Consider the following 20,303-nt stretch of genomic DNA (forward strand, 5'->3'; position numbering starts at 1 on the left):
GGCTCAGGACGCGGCGTGCTCCACCGCCACGTCGAGGACCCAGGTGACGCCGAACCGGTCGGTGAGCATCCCGTAGGCCGGTCCCCAGGCCGCCGGCCCGAGCGGCTGCCGGACGGTCGCCCCGTCGACGAGCTTCTCCCAGATCGCGGTGATCTCCTCGACCGTCTGCCCGCGAAGGGCGACGAAGAACGGGTCGACCCCCGTGTCCCACGCCCGGGAGGACGGCACGTCGAAGGCCATCACGTGGAAGCCGTTCGCGGCCACCACCTGGCCCCACATCACCTGCTCGGCCTCGGCCGGATCCTCGACGGCGCCCAGGTCCTGGTAGCGGACGATCGTCATGTCGCCGCCGGAGACCGACCGGTAGAACTCGAGCGCCTCGCGGGCGTCGCCCCGGAAGTTCAGGTGGATGACGGTGCTCATGGCCATGAGGTGCTCCTCCTCGACGGGGGCCTCGTGCCCCCTGTGAGAACGACGATCGCAGGGGTAGAGGACAGCTACGGGCCTCTACTCGCGGCAGGATCAACGCTGTGCGTGAGACCTCCGCGCGACTGCTGTCGCTGCTCTCCCTGCTCCAGGCCCGCCGGGACTGGCCCGGGCTCCTGCTCGCCGAGCGGCTCGACGTCAGCCCGCGCACGGTGCGCCGCGACGTCGACCGGCTCCGCGACCTCGGCTATCCGGTGCACGCCACCAAGGGACCCGACGGCGGGTACCGCCTCGAGGCGGGCACCGAGATGCCTCCGATGCTGTTCGACGACGAGCAGGCCGTCGCCCTCGCCCTCGCGCTCCGGCTCGCGACGACGAGCGGCGCAGGCATCGGGGAGGCCGCGGTCCGGGCGCTGATCACGGTCCGCCAGGTCATGCCCGCGCGGCTGCGCCACCGGCTGGACACCCTCGAGGTCACCGCGGTCGAGCCGTCCGGGACGCGGGCGTGGCCGGAGGCGGACAGCGCGGTGCTGACGGTTCTCGGGGAGGCCGCGCGCGCCCGCGAGGTGCTGCGGTTCGACTATGCGGGCGCGGACGGGCCGCCGCGCCGGGTCGAGCCCCACCACGTCGTCACCTGGGGCGGGCGCTGGTATCTCCTCGCGTGGGACCTCGACCGCGACGCCTGGCGCACCTTCCGGGCCGACCGGATCGCCCCGCGCACCCCGACGGAGCCTCGCTTCTCCCCGCGCGAGGTCCCCGGCGGCGACGTCGCGGTGTTCGTCGCGAGCCACTTCCGGGGTGGCGAGGGAGCGCAGGGCTGGCCCTGTCGCGGGCAGGTCGTCCTGGCGATCCCCGCCGCCGAGGTCGCTCCCCACGTCGGCGACGGGCTCGTCGAGGAGATCGGGCCGGGCCACTGCCGTCTCACGCTGGGTTCCTGGTCGTGGGTCGGGCTGGCCGTCACCGTCGGCCGCTTCGACGCGGACTTCGAGGTCGTCGGGCCGCGGGAGCTGTCCGACGCCGTCGCGGTCCTGGCGGCGCGGTACGCCGCTGCCGCGGGAGCGGCCGGTTCCGGGGAGCCCCGCGGCGTGACCACTGGTACGGTCATCGGTACTCAAGAGTCCGATGAAGTACCGATGAAGTACCGATGAGAGCCCGGGAGAGTCCGTGAGCGCATCTCTGAACGGCCGCACCATCGTCATGTCCGGCGGCAGCCGGGGGATCGGTCTGGCCATCCTGGTCGCCGCCGCGAAGGCGGGCGCCAACGCCGTCCTGCTCGCGAAGACCGACGAGCCCGACCCGCGGCTGCCCGGCACGGTCCACACCGCCGTGGCGGAGATCGAGGCCGCGGGCGGGAAGGCCGTGGCGGTCGTCGGCGACGTCCGCGAGGAGGCCGACGTGCAGCGCGCGGTCGCCACGGCCGTGGACCATTTCGGCGGCGTCGACATCGTGGTCAACAACGCCTCGGCGCTGAACCTCACCGGGACCCTCGAGCTGACCCCGAAGCGCTACGACCTCATGCAGCAGATCAACGCCAAGGGCACCTACCAGCTCACGCGGGCCGCCCTGCCGCAGCTGTTCTCCTCCGAGGACGCGCAGGTCGTCACCCTGGGCCCGCCGATCAACCTCGCGCCCGAGTGGCTCGGCAAGTTCCCCTCCTACACGCTGTCCAAGTACGGCATGACGCTGCTGACCCTCGGCTTCGCCGAGGAGTTCGCCGACCGCGGCGTGCGCGCGAACTGCCTCTGGCCGCAGACGACGATCTCCACGGCCGCCGTCGCGAACCTGCTGGGCGGGGACGCGGCGTCGCGGAAGGCGCGCTCGCCCGAGATCATGGGCGACGCCGCGGTCGCGCTGCTGACCGACCCGCAGCGGCCGTCGGGCGAGGTCTTCCTCGACGTCGACGCGCTCCGGCGGGCCGGCGTCACGGACCTCTCGCCCTACGGCGACTCCGACGAGCTGGAGCTCGACTTCTTCGTCGACGAGTTCTGACACCTGCCGGTCCGGCCCGGACGGTTGCCGTGCCCGCGGATCGGCCATCCCCGGTGCCCGCACGCCCGCGAGCGCAGGAGGACGGTCATGCCGGCAGGGGCGAACGACAAGCGTGAGCGCCAGTACGAGCACATCAAGGACCAGAAGCTCGAGCAGGGCGTCGACGAGGGGCGCGCGAAGGAGATCGCGGCGCGCACCGTCAACAAGGATCGCGCCCAGCAGGGCGAGTCGGAGCAGGCCAGTCGGACCTCGACCGACGACGTGTCTCCCGAGCACCGCGGCGGCAAGCGCTCCGGCAACGACCTCGGACCGAACAGCCCGACGAAGGAGCAGCTCTACGAGCAGGCCCGTCGTCGGGGGATCCCGGGTCGCTCCGACATGACCAAGGCGCAGCTGCAGCGGGCGCTCGGCGAACCCTGAGCAGGACGGCGCGTAGGCGGCCACGGGAACGGTTACACGGTGGGGGAGCAGCCCACTGGACCGATCACGACGAGAAACGTGACGGCTCGAGCGGGCAGGGAGGGCTTCCGGTGGACGCCGTCGAATTCGAGCGAGTCAGCTATCCGGCCGAGGCCGGTGAGTGCGCGCGGGTCCGCGACGACCTCCGGCGATGGATGGACGCCTCCGGAGTCCCCGACGGGGTGGCCCACGGCGTGGTGCTGGCGGCCAGCGAGGCGATCGACAACGTCGTCGCCCACGCCTATCGCGACGATCCCGCCCTGTCCGGGTCACCCACGATCGACCTGACGATGTGCCTCGACGGCGCCGACGTCGTCGTCACGATCGCCGACCACGGCCTGTGGGCGGAGCCGGTCAGCAGCGACCTCGAGCACGACGCGACCGGGCATCCGGCCCAGCACGGCCGCGGGATCATCCTCATGAACTCCCACGTCGACGAGGTCGCGATCCACCACGACCGCCAGGGCACCTCGGTGCTGCTGCGGTCGCGGCGGACCCAGGACGCCGAGCCGGTGGTCGAGCCGGGCTGACGCGCAGCAGGCGTGCCCGTTCCCGTCAGGACGTCGGGGTGAGGGCGGGCGGCGTGTCCGTCGTCGGCCCGGCTGTCGGCTGTGGCGCCTGAGCCTGCGGCGGCGTGGATCGCGGCTGTCCACGCGGCGGGGCGATGGACGCCGCCGTCGCGGGGTTCTCGGGGCCGGGGTGGGTGGCGGCGAGCGCGACTCCGCCGAGCACGACCACGGCGAGCCCGACCAGCTGCACGTCGCGGGCGAGGGCCGGGATCGGCGCCGCCGGCGCGGTGAGCGCCGTGGCGACGGCGCAGACGAGCAGGCCCACGCCGACGACGGCCACCGCCACGCCGTGGGTGCGGGCCACGGGCGCGCTGGTCCAGCCCACCCACCACCGGGCGCCCGGCAGCGTCCAGGACGACGGCCGGCAGGCGCTCGCGATCCCCCACGCGACCACGACGGTGCCGACGGAGATCTCGGCGATGACGGCGAGCAGCCGCAGCGACACGGTCGACCTCCCCCAGGTCACGGACCGGTGCGTCGTCGCCTCGGCCTCACCGCACCAACGTCAGGACGCGGTGACGGTGACGGTATGCCATCCGGTGGCCCCGTCGGGGATCGTCGGGCTGGTCATCGAGGGCTGTGTCGCGCCGGTCGCGTCGGTGGCGCGGACCTCGAGGGTGTGGTCGCCGCGACCGAGGTCGAGGACCGTGCGCCACATCCGCCAGGTGTCGATCGAGGCGTCGGCGGCGAGCTCGGCGGTCTGCCAGGGCCCGGAGTCGGCGCGGACCTCGACCCGGGCGATGCCACGGTGCTGCGCCCAGGCCGTGCCGGCCACCGTCACGCGTCCGGCGGTGACGGCGGCCTGGGCCTGCGGCACGTCGATGCGCGACTGGGTCTTGACCGGGCCCTGCTGGGCCCATCCCCGCTGCTCCCAGTAGGGCTGGAACGCGCCGAAGGTCGTGAGCTCGATGTCGGTGATCCACTTGCAGCCGGACACGTAGCCGTAGAGGCCGGGCACGACCATGCGCACCGGGAAACCGTGCTCCACGGGCAGGGGCTGTCCGTTCATGCCCAGGGCGAGCATGGCGTTGCGGCCATCGGTGCAGGCGGCGACCGGGGTGCCGGTGGTGAAGCCGTCGACGCTCGTGGACGCGATCTGGTTCGCGCCTGCCTTCACTCCGGCCTCGGCGAGCAGGTCACGGAGTGGGACACCGAGGAACATCGCGTTGGAGATGAGGTTCCCGCCCACGTCGTTGGAGACGCAGGCCATCGTGATCGGGGCCTGGAGGAGCCGTCGGCCGCGGAGCTGGTCGTAGGTCAGGGTGATCTCGCGGTCCACCATGCCGTGGATCCGCAGGGTGAAGTCCGACGTCGAGACCTGCGGGACCTGCAGCGCGGTGTCGATCCGGTAGAACTGGTCGTTCGGGGTGAGCCAGGTCGTGGTGCCGGACGCGGCGAAGTCGGCGGCAGGTGGCGGGACCACGGGTGTGCCCGCCGGGGAGGGCAGCGGGCCGACGGCCTCCCGGGAGGCCTCGGCCCCGGCCGCCGCGGCGAGGTGGCGGCCGAAGAACCCGACGACGCCCGCACCGGCGAGGGCGGCCCCGAGGCCGAGGAGCAGGCGACGGCGGGCGCCCTGATCGTTCTCCGGGTCCGGCCCGGCCGTCGCGTCCCGCCGGGCGAGACGATGCAGCCCCGCGAACGTCGCCGCGCCGGCGACGAGCGCCACGGCCGGGGCCGCGAGGAAGTCCATGGTGAACGTCGGCGCGGCCGCCGCACACGTCGCCCCGACCAGGCCCAGGACGACGACGAGCGTGAGGCCCGGGACGGGCGTGCGCCGCGAGAGCAGCCCGCCGAGGGCCGCGACCACGGTGATCACCACGGCCATGCCCGCCAGCAGGACCTGCTTGTCGTGCACCCCGAAGGTGCTGGTGGCGAACTCCTTGAGCGGTTCCGGGGTGAGCCGGATGAACTGGTTGCCGACCGCGAGGAACGGCGACGACGGCGGGGCCACGAGGGCCGCGACGAGGTCGCCTGCGGCGAGTGCCATCCCGACGGCGAGCACTCCGATCGCGGCGGCGACCGGCGGCCGGAGAGCGGTCCCAGGGCTCGCCGGGGGAGCGGCGGGTGGGTCCGTGTCCGTCGTCATGCCGAAGCTTCGCCCGCCGGGACCGTCGAGTTCGGACACCGGCCGACCGGCGCGCCGGACGGCCGGGCGGCGCGTCAGGCGGTGCGGGGCCTCACGCGGTGCGTACGGCCCACGCGGTGCCGGTCCTCGGGCGGTGCCGGTCCTCGGGCGGCCGGGCGCTCGTGGGCCGGACGGCGACGCAGGGCGGGCTGCGTGATCGCGGGCGGGTCGTAGGCCATGTCGAGCCGGCCGACGTCCGTGCCGGGCGGGACGATCTCGTCGATGCGGTCGAGGACCTCGTCGTCGAGCGTGGTCTCCGCGCCCGCGAGCAGGTCGTCGAGGTGCTCGGAGGTGCGGGGCCCGAGGATCGCGGACGTGACGCCGGGGTGGGCGATGACGAACGCCATCGCCAGGTGGGTCAGTGAGAGCCCGGCCTTCTCCGCGAGCGGGATCAGCGCCTCGACGACATCGAGGCGGCGTTCGTCGCGCAGGTGGCCGAAGCCGTAGCCGGCGCGGAAGGCCTCGGACTCCTGCCCCTTGCGGTAGCGGCCGGTGAGCATGCCCTGGGCCAGGGGGCTCCAGACGAGCGTGCCCATGCCGTAGCGCTCGCAGACGGGCAGGACCTCGCGCTCGATCCCGCGGTCGAGGATCGAGTACGGCGGCTGCTCGGTGCGGAAGCGTTCGAGGCCCCGGCGCTCGGCGGCCCACTGCGCCTCGACGATCTCCGAGGCGGGGAAGGTCGAGGACCCGACGGCGCGCACCTTGCCGCTGTGGATCAGGTCGGACAGGGCCGAGAGCGTCTCCTCGACGTCGACCGTGGGATCGGGCCGGTGCACCTGGTAGAGGTCGATGTGGTCGGTCTGCAGCCGGCGCAGCGAGTTCTCGACCTCGCGCACCAGCCAGCGCCGGGAGTTGCCCTGCCGGTTGGGATCGTCGCCCATGGGAAGGTGCGCCTTGGTGGCGAGCACGACGTCGTCGCGACGGCCTCTCAACGCCTTGCCGACGATCTCCTCCGACTCGCCGGCCGAGTACGCGTCGGCGGTGTCGACCAGGTTGATCCCGGAGTCCAGGGCCCGGTGGATGATCCGGATGGCGTCGTCGTGGTCGGGGTTGGCGACGGGGCCGAACATCATCGCGCCCAGGGCGTACGGGCTGACCTTGATGCCGGTGCGGCCCAACGCGCGGTATCGCATGGCTCTCCCTCTCCGATCGGCTGGTGGGTGCCAGGGCGACGGGGTACCGTCGGCTCAAGCGGAACGGTCTTCCGGAACTATACGGAACGACGTTCCGTTTTGTCGAGGGAGGTGGACGTGACCGACGAGTCGGCGCAGCCGCCCCGCCGGGTGCGGGCGGACGCGCGACGGAACACGGACGCGCTCCTGGAGGCGGCCGCGGCCGTGTTCGCCACCTCGGGGGTCGACGCGCCGGTGCGCGAGGTCGCGACGAAGGCCGGCGTCGGCGTCGGCACCGTCTACCGGCACTTCCCGAAGCGGTCCGACCTCGTCGCGGCGGTGTTCCGCCACAGCGTCGACTCCTGCGCCGACGAGGCCCCCCTGCTGGCCGCCCAGCACGGACCCGGCGAGGCGCTGGCGCGGTGGCTGCAGCGCTACACGAGCTTCATCGCGACCAAGCGCGGGCTCGCGGCGGCCCTGCACTCGGGCGACCCCGCGTTCGACGCCCTGCCCGCCTACTTCGACGAGCGGTTCCGGCCCGCGCTCGGCTCGCTGCTCGACGCCGCGGTCGCCGCGGGCGAGGTCCGTGACGACGTCGAGCCGAGGGACCTGCTGCGTGCGGTCGCCAACCTCTGCATGGCCGGCCACGACGTGGGCCCGGACCACGCCCGGCGCATGGTCGACCTGCTCGTGGACGGTCTGCGGGTGTCCTGATCAGTGTCGAGTGGAGCCCCATGGCACCCGGGAGCGCCGTGACGGTCCACTCGGCGGTCAGCCCCGGAGTCCCTCGAGCGCTGCACGCGCCCCGGCCCGCGCGGCCGGGTCGCTGATCAGCCCGTCCGCGCCGACGGCCTCGCGGGTCAGCGGGAGCCGTAGGCACGCGGCCTCGACGACGCGGGCGCCGACGTAGCCCATCACCTTCGCGAGGGAGTCGTGCGCATCGGCCCCGCCGCTCGGGGCGGCCGGCCCGGAGACGTTGAGCCAACCGACGGGCTTGTCGTGGATCGACCCCGGCTCGGCGTCCCCGACCGTCCAGTCCAGCAGGTTCTTGAACGCACCCGGCAGCGCGCCGGCGTACTCGGGGGTGCAGAAGAGCAGCGCGTCGGCCTCGTGGATCCGATCGCGCAGCCGGGACACGGGCTCGGGGAGCGGGTCGCGGTCGGCGTCGGGATTGAACGCGGGGAGCGCCGCGAGGTCGGTGTAGAGCTCCGTCCTCAGCCCGGGCGGCGCGAGAGCGGCGACGGTGCGCAGCATCGCGGTGTTCGTCGACGCCGCCCGGGTGCTGCCCGAGATCAGCAGTGCGTCCAACGGAGCCGTCCTTTCCCAGGTCCCGGCGCCGCGGCCGGGCCGCCGTCGAGCCACACCCCCACACCGCGGACTCCATGGTGCTCTCGCGCGGCGGGCCGGCCGACGAGTGGGTGGCGCCGCCCGCTCGTCAGGTAACAGGAATGGACCATTGCTGCCACGGGGGAGTGGCCAGAAAGATCAGCGGGCGTTGTGGAAGATCACGCCCAAGACGTGGCGGTCCCCGGAGCGCACCGCGGAGACGCCGTGGCGCATCTGGACCCGGTGGTAGCCGCGGGTGCCCCGCTTCGGACGGTGCCGCACCGGGAAGATCACCGCCTGGCCGAGCCCGGGCCGGGCGACCATGGGCCGCGACTGCTGGCGGGGCCGCTGCTCGACGAACACGCTCTCGCCACCGGTGAAGTCGACGTCCGGGGTGTTGAGCATGAACAGCACCTGCAGCGGGAAGGTCAGGTCGCCGTACACGTCCTGGTGCAGGCAGTTGTAGCCGGTCGGGCCGTAGCGCAGGACCAGCGGCGTGGGCCTGTGCTGGCCGACCTCCGCGCAGCGCTCGACCAGGTCGGCGTGCTCGACCGGCCAGGTCGGCTCGTCGAGGATGCCCGCCCAGCGGTTGGCGAGCGCCGCGAGCGGCGGGTAGAGCCGCGTGCGCAGCGCCGTGACGAGCGGGGGCAGCGGGTCGGCGAAGTAGCGGTAGCGCCCCTCGCCGAACGAGAGCCGGGCCATGTCGATCGTGGAGCGGAACGCGCCGTCGTCGTCGAACACCTCGATCATCTCCCGGCACTGCTCCGGGGAGAGCAGCGGCGCAGTCATCGCGAAGCCCTCGGTGTCGAGCCGCGCGGCGATGTCCTCCCAGTCCAGGGCGTCGAGAGCCGGAAGCTCGACCTGGTCGGTGGTGGTCTCGACGGTGCGGGTCATCGTGCGGATCCCTCCTCGGGGGTCGACGTGGCGATCGCGGCTCCCTCGGCGCGCAGCAGGCGCTGCTTCGTCGGGGTGCCGAAGATGTAGCGCCCGATCTGGTCTCCGCTGCCGGAGCGGGGCACCACGCGGTGGCACGGGATGAGCAGCGGTACCGGGTTGGTGGCCAGCACCGTGCCCGCCGCGCGCACCGCGCCCGGGCGGCCGACCTCGGCGGCGACCCAGGCGTAGTGCCGGGTCTCGCCGGCCGGGATGGTCCGGGTCGCGGCGAGGACGTCGCGCTGGAAGTCGGTCAGGCCCAGCAGGTCGAGGCGCGGGACGGTGGCGGCGCCGCGCAGAGCCGCGTCGAGGCCGTCCGGCGCGGTGTCGGCCGGTCGCAGCGGCCGCCCGAAGCGGTGGCGGTAGGCGGCGCGGAACTCCTCACCGGCCAGGTCGGCCGCGGCGCGCACGAAGCTGACCCCGTCGCGGGTGCAGGCCACCCACACCGGGCCGATCGAGCTGTCGGCCGAGAGCCACCCGTCGAAGACCCGGTCGGTCAGGTCGGGGGCGTCGGTCGCCGCGAGCGCGGCGAGCCCGGCGAGCAGCGGGTCGTGAGTGGTCGTCGGATCGGGTGTGGTCATCGGTGTCCTCGTTCCGCGGCGACCGGTGTCCCGGCCCCGTCGTCGATCAGGGCGCGCAGCCGGGCGAGCCCGCGCGACACGTGCGATTTGGCGGTGCCCACCGGGCAGCCGAGGACCTCGGCGACCTCGGTGAGCGGCAGGTCGGTGACGTGGCGCAGGACGACGGCGGTGCGCTGGGCCTCGGGCAGCCGGGCGAGCAGGTCCGCCAGGTGTTCAGTGACCTCGCGCCGCTCGGCGTGGTCCTCGACCGTCGGACCCGGGGTCGGTTCCTCGGGCACGACGCCGCCGTCGGTGCGGGGCCGGCGGGCGGCGTCGCGGACCTGGTTGCGGCGGGTGTTGACGACGATCGTGAGCAGCCAGGGCCGGGGTGCGAGCCCGGCCAGCCACGCGGCCCCGCGATCGGACCCGAGGTGGTCCGCGAGCGAGCGGTACGCCCGCAGGAGGGCCTCGGCGGCCAGGTCCTCGGCGTCGGCGCGGTGGCCCGTCGTCCGGAGGGCCACCGCGTGGACGAGGCCCTGGTAGGTCCGCACCAGCTCGGCGAACCCGTCGTCGAGGTCGCGGGCCAGCGCCGCCGCCACCCGCTCGGCGTCGGGGTCCGCGCGGGCGGCCGCCGTGGCCCCGTCGGCGGTCGGGAGGGTCATGCCCGGGTCAACACCGCGGCGGCCCGGTCGGTTGCAGGACGCTCAGTCGAACCCGACGACCGCGCCCTGCGCCGCCGACCCCACCAGCCGGGAGTACTTGCCGAGGACGCCGGTGCGGTGCTTGAGCGGCGGCGCGGTCCAGCCCTCGCGGCGGCGGGCCAGCTCGGCGTCGTCGACGAGCAGGTCGAGGGTGCGGGCGGAGAGGTCGAGCCGGATGCGGTCGCCGTCGCGGACGAACGCGATCGGGCCGCCGTGCGCGGCCTCGGGCGCCACGTGCCCGACGCACAGCCCCGTCGTCCCCCCGGAGAAGCGGCCGTCGGTGAGCAGCAGCACGTCCTTGCCGAGCCCGGCGCCCTTGATCGCCCCGGTGACGGCGAGCATCTCGCGCATCCCCGGGCCGCCGCGAGGGCCCTCGTCGCGGATCACGACGACGTCGCCGGGCTGCAGCCCGTCCGGCCCGGAGGACTCCACGGCGTCCATCGCGCCCTGTTCGCCCTCGAACACGCGCGCGGTGCCCTCGAAGGTCGCGGTGTCGAAGCCCGCGGACTTGACCACCGCGCCGTCGGGGGCGAGCGAGCCGCGCAGGATCGTCAGCCCGCCGGTGGGGTGGATCGGGTTCGAGAGCGGCCGCAGGATGTCGCCGTCCAGCGGCTCGGGGGCGAGCTCCTCGAGGTTCTCCGCGAGGGTCTTCCCGGTGACCGTCAGGCAGTCGCCGTGCACCAGCCCGGCGTCGAGCAGGGCCTTGAGCACCACCGGGACGCCGCCGACGCGGTCGACGGTGTTCATCATCCAGCGCCCGAACGGCTTGACGTCCGCGAGGTGCGGGACCCGGTCGCCGATCCGGTTGAAGTCGTCCAGCTCGAGCGGCACGTCGGCCTCGCGGGCGATCGCGAGCAGGTGCAGCACCGCGTTGGTGGAGCCGCCGAAGGCCATGACGACCGCGATCGCGTTCTCGAACGCCTCACGGGTCATGACGTCCCGAGCGGTGTGGCCGCGGTGCAGCATCCCGACGACGGCGTCGCCGGACTGGCGCGCGAAGCCGTCGCGGCGGCGGTCGGCGCTCGGCGGGGAGGACGACCCGGGCAGCGCCATCCCCATCGCCTCGGCGGCGCAGGCCATGGTGTTGGCGGTGTACATACCGCCGCAGGCGCCCTCACCAGGACAGATGGCGCGCTCGATCTCGTCGACCTTCTCGCGCGTGATGAGCCCGCGGGCGCACGCCCCGACGGCCTCGAACGCGTCGATGATCGAGACCTCCTTGCCGTCGACCATGCCCGGCATGATCGAACCGGCGTAGAGGAAGACGCTCGCGAGGTCGAGGCGCGCCGCTGCCATGAGCATGCCGGGCAGGCTCTTGTCGCAGCCGGCGAGCAGGACCGTGCCGTCGAGCCGCTCGGCCTGGACGACGGTCTCCACGGAGTCGGCGATGACCTCACGGCTGACCAGCGAGTAGTGCATCCCGACGTGACCCATGGAGATGCCGTCGGACACCGAGATCGTCCCGAACTCCATCGGGTAACCACCCGCGTGATGCACGCCCTCCTTGGACGCCGTGGCCAGGCGGTCCAGCGAGAGGTTGCACGGGGTGATCTCGTTCCAGCTCGACGCGACGCCGATCTGGGGCTTCGAGAAGTCGCCGTCGGTCATCCCGACCGCGCGCAGCATGCCGCGCGCGGCGGCCCGCTCCATCCCGTCGGTGACGTCGCGACTGCGGGGCTTGACGTCGTGCTCGGTGGTGGTGCCGGGCCCGGCGGTGTGATTCGCCATGGGCGAGACCGTAACCCGCGGGCCCGACACCGTCCCGATCAGCGCGGCGTCGCGGCGAACTTCGCGACGGCGGCCTCGGTCACCGGCTCGAAGAGGTTGACGAGGTTGCCGTCGGGGTCGCGGACCAGCAGTGCGCGGTTGCCCCACGGCATCGTCGTGGGTTCGGTGACGAACTCGGGCACCCACGTCCGCAGCGCCGCGAACTCGGCCTCGACGTCGGCGACGAGGAACTCGACGATCGCCGAGCGGTTCGCCGCGGGCCCCGCCGCACCGGGACCGAACAGCCCGACGGTCCGGGTGCTCCCCAGCGCCAGCGTGCCCGAGGTGGTGCGCAGTTCGGCGAAGTCCTCGTTCGCCAACGACGCCGTCACGCCGGTGACCCGCTCGTAGAAGGCGACGAGGCGCGCGACGTCGTCGGTGATGATCCGGACGGACACGAGGTTCACGGTGGGCTCCTTCTCCAGGCCCGGCGGTTCCGGGCGCGCGAGCGACGCTAGGAGGGATACCGGGCAGGATCGGCCCGGTATCGCGCACCAGGTCGTGGCTCCCGTCCGGCCGCGCGTGAGGGAGTGTCTGCCGACGCCCGTTCCGTGATCATCGGGTACGCATCAGTGCTGGCCGGTCGCAGTGGGCCCGTACGTACCCGTTGATCATGGCTCGCGGGACTCGGGGCCGCTCACGACGACGCGTACCCGGCGGCCACACGGTTCCGCCTCTGTCCCTCCGACGGTGGGTGAGGTTGGCTGAGAGGCGTCGGGGGACACGGAGGTGGCCGTGGGTGCGATGGTGTCGTCCGGCGAGATCGAGCGGACGTTCGAGGTCGCGTCCGCGGCGGTCCTCGCCGTCCTGGACCCGGGCGAGGTGCTGGGGTACGAGGTGCCCGCCGATCCGGAGGAACGCCTCCTGAAGGCCGTCTACCACGACACCGCCGACCTGGGGCTGCACGCCGAGGGCGTGACGATGCGCCGTCGTACCGGAGGTCCCGACGCCGGCTGGCACGTCAAGCTGCCGCGGGTCGGGGACCGTCGGGAGGAGATCCAGGCGCCGCTGACCCCGGGGCCTCCCGATGAGCTCGTCGCGCTGGTCCGCGCCTTCACCCGCGGCCGCCCGCTCCAGCCGGTCGCCCGCCTGGACACCCGCCGGCGCGCGTGGCGGGCGCTGACCGGGACCGGCGCGCTGGTGGCCGAGCTCGTCGTCGACGCGGTGACGGCGTCGCGGCTCGGGCCGGACGGCGAGGAGCAGGCCTGGGTGGAGATCGAGGTCGAGCTCGGCCCCGCCGCCCCGGCCGGGTACCTCGACCTCGTCGAGGAGCGCCTGGCCGCCCACGGGATCCGCCGCTCGGCGAGCCCGTCCAAGGTCGCGCGGGTGCTGGGCGAGCGGCGGACCGCGGCCTCGCCGCCGGTCCCGGACGGCAGTGCGGCCGCGGTGGTGCTCGAGTACATCCGCGCCCAGGCCCGTGCCCTGCGGCGCTGGGACCCGCTCGTCCGGTTGGACCGCGAGGACGCCGTCCACCAGATGCGGGTGGCGGCCCGCCGCATGCGCAGCGTCCTGCAGTCGTTCCGGCGGGTGCTCCGTCGGGCCCGGACGCGGGCGCTGACCGACGAGCTCCGGTGGCTGGCGGGCGAGCTCGCACCGGCGCGGGACACCGAGGTGATGCACGCCCGTCTCGAGGAGCTGCTCGCGCAGGTACCCGACGAGCTGGTGCTCGGCCCGGTGCGCGCCGAGCTCGCCGCGGCATTCGCCCGCCGCGCGGTCCGGGCGCGCGAGCGCGGGCTCGCCGCGCTCGACGGGGCCCGGTACCTCGCGCTGCTCGAGGCGCTCGACTCGCTGCCCGTCGAGCCACCGCTGGCCGGCCGCGCCCTCGGTGACGCCGCCGACGTGCTCCCCGGCGAGGTGGACCGCGCCCGGCGTCGCGTTATCGGGGCGACGGGTGCCGCGCGCGGGCTCCCGGCGGGGCCCGACCTCGACGCCGCCCTGCACGAAGCCCGCAAGGCGGCCAAGCGGCTGCGCTACGCGAGCGAGGCCGCCCGCCCGGTCCTGGACGACCCGGCGCGGGCGGGCATCCGTGCCATGGCAGCCCTGCAGGACCAGCTGGGCGTCCACCAGGACACGGTGGTCACCCGCGCGACCCTGCTCGAGCTCGCGGCGGGCGAGATCGGCCACGGGTTCACCCTCGGGGTGATGTACGCGGCCGAGACGGCGCTCGCGCGGCGCACCGAGGCGGCGGTGGCGTCCGGGGCGTGACGCACCTCGCTTGACGGCGGTCCCGGTGCGGAGCATATTTCGGACCATGCGGTCCGGGACCGATCGGTCCGCCAAGCGGAGGAGGGCGCCATGCGGGACGCGGTGATCGTCGACGCGGTCCGGACGCCGGTCGGCAAGGGCAAGCCGGGCGGGGCGTACGCCGAGGTCCATCCCGTCGAGCTGCACGCCCACGTGCTGCGCAGCCTCGTCGAGCGGGTGCCCGGCCTGGAGCCGGGCGAGGTCGACGACGTGATCGGCGGCGCCGTCGGGCAGGTCGGCGAGCAGAGCGGCAACACCACCCGGTTCGCGGTCCTCGCGGCCGGTTTCCCCGAGTCGGTCCCCGGCGTGACCGTCGACCGGCAGTGCGGCTCGAGCCAGCAGGCCCTGTCGTTCGCCGCGCAGGGCGTCGTCGCCGGCGGCTACGACATCGCGATCGCCTCCGGCGTGGAGTCGATGTCGCGGATCCGGATCGGCAGCCAGACCGAGGTCGACGGGGTCGCGCAGGACGTGGCCGGCCCCTCGGTCGGCGAGCGCTACGCGCCCGGCCTGATCCCGCAGGGGGTCAGCGCCGAGCTCATCGCGCGCCGCTGGGGGCTGAGCCGGAGCCAGGTCGACGAGTTCGCCCTGGCCAGCCACCGCAAGGCCGCGTCGGCCTGGCAGGACGGCCGCTTCGCGGCGGAGGTCGCGCCGCTCAAGACGACGCGGGCCGACGGCACCGTCGCCCAGCTCGAGACCGACGAGACGGTCCGCCCCGGCACGACGCCGTCGGCGCTCGCGGGACTGCGGACCCCGTTCGCCGACGAGCACTGGACGGCGCGGTTCGGCGAGATCGACTGGACCGTCACCGCGGGCAACGCGAGCCCCTACAACGACGGCGCGGCCGCCCTGCTCGTCACCACGTCGGACATCGCCCGGGAGCGGGGCTGGACGCCGCGCGCGCGGGTGCACACCGCCACCGTCACCGGCGACGATCCCGTCTTCATGCTCACCGGGATCATCCCGGCCACCGCCAAGGTCCTCGCCCGCGCCGGGCTGACGATCGCCGACATCGACGCGTTCGAGGTCAACGAGGCCTTCGCGTCGGTGGTGCTCGCCTGGCTCGCCGAGACCGGTGCCGACCCGGCGAGGACCAACATCAACGGGGGCGCGATCTCGATCGGGCACCCGCTCGGCGCCAGCGGCGCGCGGATCGCGACCACCCTGCTCGGGGTGCTCGACCAGACCGGGGGCCGCTACGGCCTCCAGACCATGTGCGAAGCCGGTGGCACCGCCAACGCCACCATCGTGGAGAGGATCGCCCGATGAGGATCGCCGGATCGACCGCACTCGTGACCGGCGCGGGCCGGGGGCTGGGAGCCACGCTCGTCGAGGCCCTGCTCGCCCGCGGTGCCGCCACCGTCTACGCCGGTGCCCGGGACCCGCGCTCGGTCATCCACCAGGACCCGCGCGTGGTCCCGCTCCGGCTCGACGTCACCGACCCGGCCTCCGTCCGGGACGTCGCCGAGCGGGCGGGCGACGTGGACCTGCTCATCAACAACGCCGGGATCGCCGGCAACGGGTCGCTGCTGACCGGCGACCCGGAGCGGGCCCGTGCCGAGGTGGAGACCAACTTCTGGGGACCGGTCACCGTGCTCCGGGCCTTCGCTCCGGTGCTGGCCCGCAACGGCGGCGGCGCGGCGGTGAACGTGCTCTCGGTGCTGTCCTGGCTCACCGCCCCGGCGACCGGGTCGTACAGCGCCTCGAAGGCCGCCGCGTGGTCGTTCACCGGCTCCGCGCGGGCCGAGCTGCGTGGGCAGGGCACCCAGGTCGTCGGTGTCCACCTCGGCTACATGGACACCGACATGGTCGCGGCCCTCGACGTCCCCAAGATCGCCCCGGCCGACGTCGCGCGCCAGGCCCTCGACGCGATCGAGGACGGCACGGAGGAAGTGCTCGCCGACCTGCCCAGCGAGCGGGCGAAGGTGGCGCTCTCCGGGGCACCAGCGGGTCTGGAGCTTTGACCCATCACCGCCGTGTCGGCCTGGACGGTGCTGGTCGTCCCGTCGGCCCACACCACGAGGCCGCTGCGTCCGACCCGTCGGCCCAACCACTCCGCGGCCCGGGGCCCGAGCGCGTAGGCGGCGGTGGCGTCCACGTCCGCGTCGGTGAGCGAGCGCGCGACGACGGTCACCTGAGCGACCGCCCCGGGCGCCGCGCCGACGCGGGCGTCGACGAGGTGCGCGCCGCGGTGGGCGGTGCCCGAGGTGGCGACGGCGCCGTCGCGGACCGGCACGACGGCGAGGACGCGTGCCGGGTCGTGCGGGTCCTCGATCCCGATGCGCCACGGCCCGCCCACGCCGGCGCGGCAGACCATGTCGCCGCCGGCCGAGAGGCAGAAGTCGGTGGCGGGCAGGGCGCGCAGGAACGCCGAGGCGCGCTCGACGGCCCAGCCCTTCACCACCCCGCTGGGGTCCAGCTCCGGGCGCCACACCGAGAAGGCGCCCTCGGACGCACGCTCGGCGCGGGCGCCGATGGCGAGGACCCCGTGCACCTCGTCCGGTGCGTCGGCGACGGTGAGCTCGCCGCGCCGGATCCGGGAGACGACCGAGTCCTCCCGGTAGGTGCTGAACACCCGGTCGGCGTCGCGCAGCGAGTCGAGCACGGCGGCCCAGGCGGCGTCGGCGGCCGCGTCGTCGGTGTGGCGACCGCGCAGCGCCAGGCTGATCGGCATGCCCATGACGTGCTCGACGCGGCGGGCGAGCGGCGCCGTCGTCCCGGCGCTCACGCCACACCCGCCTGGTCGAGGGCGCTCTGCAGCGACTGCACGTAGCCCTCGGAGGTGTACGTGGCGCCGCTGACCATGTCGATCTGTGTGCTCTGCGCCTCGAGGGTCTCGGACACCAGCGCCGGGACGGCGTCGGCGTTGATCTCCTGGTCCTTGGGGTTCTCGTCGGGCTGTTGCACGACGTCGACGGCGGTGATCTTCCCGCCCGCGAGGGTGACGCGGACCTGCACCGGGCCCCACCGGGTGTCGGCGGCGGCGCCGGTGACGGTCCCGGTGTAGGTGCTCGTGGACGTCGCCGTCGTGGTCGTGCCCGACGCGGTGGCAGCACCCGTCGAGGAGGCCGTTCCCGCGGTGGTGGTCGCCGGGGTCCCGGCCGCCGCGGGCATCGTCGAGGAGGTGGAGGTGCGGTAGGAGAACAGCAGCACCACGGTGCTGACGGTGGTCAGCCCCCACAGCGCGATCCGGCGGGCGCCGCGGTCGAAGCGGGCGGGTGGCATCGGGGTCACCATCCGAAGGTCTCGGTGTGGATGCGGTCGGCGGAGGTGCCGGCCGCGAGGAGCGTGCGGTGGACCAGGCGGGTCCACGGGGTGGGGCCGCAGAGGTAGACGTCGCGCTCGGCGATGTCGGGGACCCGGGAACGCAGCGCGGTGAGGTCGTCGACCGGACCGACCCCGGTCCCGAGCCAGGAGTCCGGCCCGCGCCTGCGGCCGGGCAGGGGGACCAGCCCCAGGCGGCGCTCGCCGGCCAGGACCGCGAACTCCCGCGAGAACAGGGGCTCGGTGGCGAAGCGGTGCAGGACCACCACGTCCCCGTCGAGCTCCTCGGCGAGAGCGCGCAGCGGGGTGATGCCGACCCCGGCGCCGATCAGCGCGACCCGGTCGGACGTCCGGGCCCGGGCCGTCAGCCGCCCGTACGGCCCCTCGATCAGCACGCGGGTGCCGGGACGCAGGCCGGGAACCTCCGCGCTGCCGTCCCCGAGGTCCTTGACGGTGATCCGCAGACTGCGCCCGTCCGGGGCCGCGGACAGCGAATAGGGGTGCGCCCGGGTCCAGCCGCGGCGGGTGAGGAACCGCCACTGCAGGAACTGGCCGGCGCGGGCCCCCAGGTCGTCGAGGTGCTGCCCGGACAGGTACACCGACACGGACCCGTCGCCCTCGGGCACCACTGAGGTGACCACCACGCGGTGGCGCAGCGACCGGGCGACCGGCAGCCCGATCCGCCACACCAGGACCGACCCGGCGGCCAGCGCCCAGAGCGCCCACCAGAACACGGTGCGCGCCGTGGAAGCGAGGAACTCCTGCCCGGTCCAGAGCTGGTGGGGCAGGGCGAGCCCGACCCCGAGGTAGGCGTAGAGGTGCAGCAGGTGCCAGGACTCGTAGCGCAGCCGCGTCCGGGCCGCACGCACGCTGGTGACCACGACCATGACCAGGCAGCCGGTCCCGGCGGCGGCCAGCAGCATCCCGGGGTAGGTCAGCGTGAGGTCCCACAGTTCGCCCGGGGTGGCCAGCAGGTCCCCGGCCGCGTAACCCCAGGTGATCAGCCCGATGTGGGCGAGCATCCCGGTGAACGACGTGAACCCCACGAGCCGGTGGACGACGGCGAGGCGGTCCTGCCCGAAGGCCTGCTCCAGCAGCGGCACCCGCGCCATGAGCAGCACCTGCACGAGCAGCAGCACCGAGGCGAGCAGTCCGGTGAGCCGGCCGAGCGAGGTCAACCCGGACGCCCAGCCACCGAGGTCGGACAGGCCGCCACCGGTGGCCCACCAGAAGGTCACCAGGGTCAGTGCGACGGCGAGCAGTGCCTCGGCAGCGGTCCGCACCCGGCGGTCCCGCACGGCGGGCCGGGTGACGCGGGGGAGCGCGTGCCGCGTCGGCCGGTCGGCGACGGCGGTCACGTGGACCGCCCGCCGGTGATCGCCGCCGACGGAGCCGTGGTGCCCTGCCCGGTGCCGGTGCCGATGCCGGGGCCGGTGCCGGTGCCCGTACCTGTCCGGTCGGGGGCGGCGTCGCGGTCGCGGTGGTGACCGACCGGGCCGTCGGCCGGCCCGCCGTGGTCGCCGACGGCGTGGCCCGCGGCGAACCCGCCGCCCGCGAGGACCGCGGCCGCGCCGACCCCGGCCGCGATCCGGGCGAGCCGGCGCCGGGGTCGGGGCTCCGCCACGGGGACGGTGGCCGGGTCGGCCTGCCGGCCCTCGGGGGATGCGTCTGCCGGTGCCGGTGCCGCGGTCGCGGTCGACTCGCCGGTGTCCTCGATCGGCGCCTGCGTGTCGCCGTCGGCGGGCTCCCATCGGGAGCCGCTCGCGCCGGGGGTCGTCGGGGGGACCTCGTCGGGGTCCATCGGTCACCTCTCGTCGGTGGCGTGTGACCGCCTCACGGCGAGGCGGTCGATCAGCTGCCACCTACGGTCGTCGGCGCCGGTGAAGCCTCGACGTGGCCTGGTTCGGAGTCGGGTAAGAGCCGGGTGGCCCGCGCCGGGAATCGCCGGGCGACATCGACGCCGTATCACCCGTTCGGGTCGGTCGTTATCCGACCGTGACCAATCGAGCGTCTGTGACGCCCTCGGGGAGACCTCGTCGGAGGGCGTCGCGCGGGCTGCCCCAGCTCGCGCTCACCGCCATCGGCGTGTTCGCGCTCGCCCTGCTGCTCGTCAGCGGCGCCGAGCTGTTCATCGGCCACCCGATCTCGGGTGGGCGGCCCGGGCAGACGACGATGACCGCGATGTTCGTGACGTCGACGGATCGGTGACCGCGCGTCACGTCGTGGCGCTGCCGCCCACGGTCGTCGGGTCCGGTGGCACGCGGCCCGACCCGGTGCGGGGGACGACCCGCTCGGCCGCGACGCCGAACCCGACGCTGGCGCCGCCCCCGGACGGGGTCGTCACGAACGCGGCCCCGCCGTGGCGCTCGGCGACGTCGCGGACGATCGCCAGGCCGAGCCCGGAACCGGGGAGCCCGCGCGCGGCGTCGGCGCGGTAGAAGCGGTCGAAGACCCGGTCGGCGTCGGCGGACGCGATGCCCGGGCCGTGGTCGCGGACCGTCGTCGTCCCCTCCCGGACCCGGACCTCGATCGGCTCGCCGCCCTCGCCGTCGAACTTGGCCGCGTTCTCCAGCAGGTTCCCGATGCCGCGTTCCAGGCTCGCCCGGTACCCGCGCACGACGACGGCGTCGGCATCGACCACGATCTCCCGGCCGCTGCGGCGGCCCACCCGGTCGGCGGCCTGCCGGGCGAGCAGACCCAGGTCAACCGCCTCCTCGGGCTCCTCGCTCTGCCCGGACAGCGCCAGGGCGACGAGCTCGTCGACGAGGTGGGAGAGCTCGCGCGTCTCGCCCGCCACGTCGGCCAGCAGCCGCTCCCGGGCCTCGGGGGCG

Annotated in this window: 23 protein-coding genes and 1 pseudogene; 9 read left to right on the forward strand and 15 right to left on the reverse strand. The window is 74.6% G+C overall.

All coding sequences use genetic code 11. The annotated features are described in order from the left end of the window. Nucleotides 1–3: 3 nt before the first annotated feature. Nucleotides 4–429 carry a VOC family protein gene (locus VGI02_RS21825; protein ID WP_331630804.1) on the reverse strand — a complete coding sequence of 142 codons (426 nt, stop codon included), beginning with the start codon at nt 427–429 and terminating at the stop codon, nt 4–6. Between the two features lie 101 nt (nt 430–530). Between VGI02_RS21825 and VGI02_RS21830 the strand changes: the two genes are divergently transcribed. From VGI02_RS21830 to VGI02_RS21845, 4 genes are all read left to right on the forward strand, one after another. Then, nucleotides 531–1,574 (forward strand): helix-turn-helix transcriptional regulator, encoded by a 1,044-nt coding sequence (locus VGI02_RS21830; protein WP_331630806.1) that lies wholly within the window; start codon nt 531–533, stop codon nt 1,572–1,574. A 16-nt stretch (nt 1,575–1,590) separates the two neighbouring features. Then, nucleotides 1,591–2,415 (forward strand): SDR family oxidoreductase, encoded by an 825-nt coding sequence (locus VGI02_RS21835; protein WP_331630808.1) that lies wholly within the window; start codon nt 1,591–1,593, stop codon nt 2,413–2,415. An 87-nt stretch (nt 2,416–2,502) separates the two neighbouring features. After that, nucleotides 2,503–2,835: a plasmid stabilization protein gene (locus VGI02_RS21840; RefSeq protein WP_331630810.1), complete on the forward strand. Its 333-nt coding sequence runs from the start codon at nt 2,503–2,505 to the stop codon at nt 2,833–2,835. A 110-nt stretch (nt 2,836–2,945) separates the two neighbouring features. Then, nucleotides 2,946–3,404, forward strand: coding sequence for an ATP-binding protein (locus VGI02_RS21845; RefSeq protein WP_331630812.1), 459 nt, complete (start codon nt 2,946–2,948; stop codon nt 3,402–3,404). A 25-nt stretch (nt 3,405–3,429) separates the two neighbouring features. Here the strand turns inward: VGI02_RS21845 and VGI02_RS21850 are convergent, their stop codons facing one another. The 3 genes from VGI02_RS21850 to VGI02_RS21860 form a co-directional block, all read right to left on the reverse strand. After that, on the reverse strand, nt 3,430–3,888 hold the full coding sequence (locus tag VGI02_RS21850) for a hypothetical protein (protein ID WP_331630814.1): 459 nt from the start codon (nt 3,886–3,888) through the stop codon (nt 3,430–3,432). A 60-nt stretch (nt 3,889–3,948) separates the two neighbouring features. After that, on the reverse strand, nt 3,949–5,529 hold the full coding sequence (locus tag VGI02_RS21855; protein WP_331630816.1) for a molybdopterin-dependent oxidoreductase: 1,581 nt from the start codon (nt 5,527–5,529) through the stop codon (nt 3,949–3,951). A 74-nt stretch (nt 5,530–5,603) separates the two neighbouring features. After that, nucleotides 5,604–6,701: an aldo/keto reductase gene (locus VGI02_RS21860; RefSeq protein ID WP_331630818.1), complete on the reverse strand. Its 1,098-nt coding sequence runs from the start codon at nt 6,699–6,701 to the stop codon at nt 5,604–5,606. 117 nt (nt 6,702–6,818) lie between these two features. On the opposite strand from VGI02_RS21860, the gene VGI02_RS21865 reads away from it, so the two are divergent. Further along, nucleotides 6,819–7,394 carry a TetR/AcrR family transcriptional regulator gene (locus VGI02_RS21865; RefSeq protein WP_331630820.1) on the forward strand — a complete coding sequence of 192 codons (576 nt, stop codon included), beginning with the start codon at nt 6,819–6,821 and terminating at the stop codon, nt 7,392–7,394. 57 nt (nt 7,395–7,451) lie between these two features. Here VGI02_RS21865 and VGI02_RS21870 read toward each other — a convergent pair whose 3' ends face one another. The 6 genes from VGI02_RS21870 to VGI02_RS21895 form a co-directional block, all read right to left on the reverse strand. Continuing rightward, a complete protein-coding gene (locus tag VGI02_RS21870; protein WP_331630822.1) occupies nt 7,452–7,988 on the reverse strand; it encodes an NADPH-dependent FMN reductase in 537 nt (178 codons plus the stop codon). Nucleotides 7,989–8,165: 177 nt separating this feature from the next. After that, nucleotides 8,166–8,900, reverse strand: coding sequence for a 2OG-Fe(II) oxygenase (locus VGI02_RS21875; RefSeq protein ID WP_331630824.1), 735 nt, complete (start codon nt 8,898–8,900; stop codon nt 8,166–8,168). After that, nucleotides 8,897–9,520: a methylated-DNA--[protein]-cysteine S-methyltransferase gene (locus tag VGI02_RS21880; RefSeq protein WP_331630826.1), complete on the reverse strand. Its 624-nt coding sequence runs from the start codon at nt 9,518–9,520 to the stop codon at nt 8,897–8,899. The genes VGI02_RS21875 and VGI02_RS21880 overlap by 4 nt, the downstream gene beginning before the upstream one ends. Further along, complete coding sequence (locus VGI02_RS21885) at nt 9,517–10,161, reverse strand: RNA polymerase sigma factor (protein ID WP_331630828.1); 645 nt, start codon at nt 10,159–10,161, stop codon at nt 9,517–9,519. Before VGI02_RS21885 ends, VGI02_RS21880 begins: the two co-directional genes overlap by 4 nt. A 42-nt stretch (nt 10,162–10,203) precedes the next feature. Beyond that, nucleotides 10,204–11,928, reverse strand: a complete 1,725-nt coding sequence (gene ilvD, locus VGI02_RS21890; RefSeq protein ID WP_331630830.1) for a dihydroxy-acid dehydratase — start codon at nt 11,926–11,928, stop codon at nt 10,204–10,206. A gap of 38 nt (nt 11,929–11,966) precedes the next feature. Next, on the reverse strand, nt 11,967–12,374 hold the full coding sequence (locus tag VGI02_RS21895; protein WP_331630832.1) for a VOC family protein: 408 nt from the start codon (nt 12,372–12,374) through the stop codon (nt 11,967–11,969). A 337-nt stretch (nt 12,375–12,711) separates the two neighbouring features. Between VGI02_RS21895 and VGI02_RS21900 the strand changes: the two genes are divergently transcribed. The 3 genes from VGI02_RS21900 (at nt 12,712) to VGI02_RS21910 (ending at nt 16,172) form a co-directional block, all read left to right on the forward strand. Further along, nucleotides 12,712–14,172, forward strand: coding sequence for a CYTH and CHAD domain-containing protein (locus VGI02_RS21900; protein ID WP_331630845.1), 1,461 nt, complete (start codon nt 12,712–12,714; stop codon nt 14,170–14,172). A 90-nt stretch (nt 14,173–14,262) separates the two neighbouring features. Then, a complete protein-coding gene (locus VGI02_RS21905; protein ID WP_331630833.1) occupies nt 14,263–15,477 on the forward strand; it encodes a thiolase family protein in 1,215 nt (404 codons plus the stop codon). After that, nucleotides 15,474–16,172, forward strand: a complete 699-nt coding sequence (locus tag VGI02_RS21910) for an SDR family oxidoreductase (RefSeq protein ID WP_331630835.1) — start codon at nt 15,474–15,476, stop codon at nt 16,170–16,172. Before VGI02_RS21905 ends, VGI02_RS21910 begins: the two co-directional genes overlap by 4 nt. A 95-nt stretch (nt 16,173–16,267) precedes the next feature. On the opposite strand, the pseudogene VGI02_RS21915 reads toward VGI02_RS21910, so the two are convergent. The 4 genes and pseudogenes from VGI02_RS21915 to VGI02_RS21930 form a co-directional block, all read right to left on the reverse strand. Continuing rightward, nucleotides 16,268–16,888 (reverse strand): annotated as a pseudogene (locus VGI02_RS21915) (FAD:protein FMN transferase); the annotation flags it as partial. A 44-nt stretch (nt 16,889–16,932) separates the two neighbouring features. Next, a complete protein-coding gene (locus tag VGI02_RS21920; protein ID WP_331630837.1) occupies nt 16,933–17,433 on the reverse strand; it encodes an FMN-binding protein in 501 nt (166 codons plus the stop codon). 5 nt (nt 17,434–17,438) lie between these two features. Beyond that, nucleotides 17,439–18,830 (reverse strand): ferredoxin reductase family protein, encoded by a 1,392-nt coding sequence (locus VGI02_RS21925; protein WP_331630839.1) that lies wholly within the window; start codon nt 18,828–18,830, stop codon nt 17,439–17,441. Next, nucleotides 18,827–19,273 carry a hypothetical protein gene (locus VGI02_RS21930; RefSeq protein ID WP_331630841.1) on the reverse strand — a complete coding sequence of 149 codons (447 nt, stop codon included), beginning with the start codon at nt 19,271–19,273 and terminating at the stop codon, nt 18,827–18,829. Before VGI02_RS21930 ends, VGI02_RS21925 begins: the two co-directional genes overlap by 4 nt. A 212-nt stretch (nt 19,274–19,485) precedes the next feature. Between VGI02_RS21930 and VGI02_RS21935 the strand changes: the two genes are divergently transcribed. Beyond that, the gene (locus VGI02_RS21935) at nt 19,486–19,680 is read left to right on the forward strand and encodes a hypothetical protein (protein WP_331630356.1); all 195 of its coding nucleotides are present in this window, start codon (nt 19,486–19,488) and stop codon (nt 19,678–19,680) included. 7 nt (nt 19,681–19,687) lie between these two features. Here VGI02_RS21935 and VGI02_RS21940 read toward each other — a convergent pair. Next, a partial coding sequence (locus tag VGI02_RS21940) for a sensor histidine kinase (RefSeq protein ID WP_331630843.1) occupies nt 19,688–20,303 on the reverse strand: 616 nt, incomplete at its 5' end.

It is taken from the genome of Actinomycetospora sp., assembly GCF_036497245.1.
In the GTDB taxonomy this organism is placed as follows: domain Bacteria; phylum Actinomycetota; class Actinomycetes; order Mycobacteriales; family Pseudonocardiaceae; genus Actinomycetospora.

Excerpts from the sequence above, each read along its gene's own strand:
- VGI02_RS21825 (WP_331630804.1), bottom strand. The coding sequence starts at position 429 with ATGGCCATGAGCACCGTCATCCACCTGAACTTCCGGGGCGACGCCCGC.
- VGI02_RS21840 (WP_331630810.1), top strand. The coding sequence starts at position 2,503 with ATGCCGGCAGGGGCGAACGACAAGCGTGAGCGCCAGTACGAGCACATC.
- VGI02_RS21855 (WP_331630816.1), bottom strand. The coding sequence starts at position 5,529 with ATGACGACGGACACGGACCCACCCGCCGCTCCCCCGGCGAGCCCTGGG.
- VGI02_RS21860 (WP_331630818.1), bottom strand. The coding sequence starts at position 6,701 with ATGCGATACCGCGCGTTGGGCCGCACCGGCATCAAGGTCAGCCCGTAC.
- VGI02_RS21875 (WP_331630824.1), bottom strand. The coding sequence starts at position 8,900 with ATGACCCGCACCGTCGAGACCACCACCGACCAGGTCGAGCTTCCGGCT.
- VGI02_RS21880 (WP_331630826.1), bottom strand. The coding sequence starts at position 9,520 with ATGACCACACCCGATCCGACGACCACTCACGACCCGCTGCTCGCCGGG.
- VGI02_RS21885 (WP_331630828.1), bottom strand. The coding sequence starts at position 10,161 with ATGACCCTCCCGACCGCCGACGGGGCCACGGCGGCCGCCCGCGCGGAC.
- ilvD (WP_331630830.1), bottom strand. The coding sequence starts at position 11,928 with ATGGCGAATCACACCGCCGGGCCCGGCACCACCACCGAGCACGACGTC.
- VGI02_RS21900 (WP_331630845.1), top strand. The coding sequence starts at position 12,712 with ATGGTGTCGTCCGGCGAGATCGAGCGGACGTTCGAGGTCGCGTCCGCG.
- VGI02_RS21905 (WP_331630833.1), top strand. The coding sequence starts at position 14,263 with ATGCGGGACGCGGTGATCGTCGACGCGGTCCGGACGCCGGTCGGCAAG.
- VGI02_RS21910 (WP_331630835.1), top strand. The coding sequence starts at position 15,474 with ATGAGGATCGCCGGATCGACCGCACTCGTGACCGGCGCGGGCCGGGGG.
- VGI02_RS21920 (WP_331630837.1), bottom strand. The coding sequence starts at position 17,433 with ATGCCACCCGCCCGCTTCGACCGCGGCGCCCGCCGGATCGCGCTGTGG.
- VGI02_RS21930 (WP_331630841.1), bottom strand. The coding sequence starts at position 19,273 with ATGGACCCCGACGAGGTCCCCCCGACGACCCCCGGCGCGAGCGGCTCC.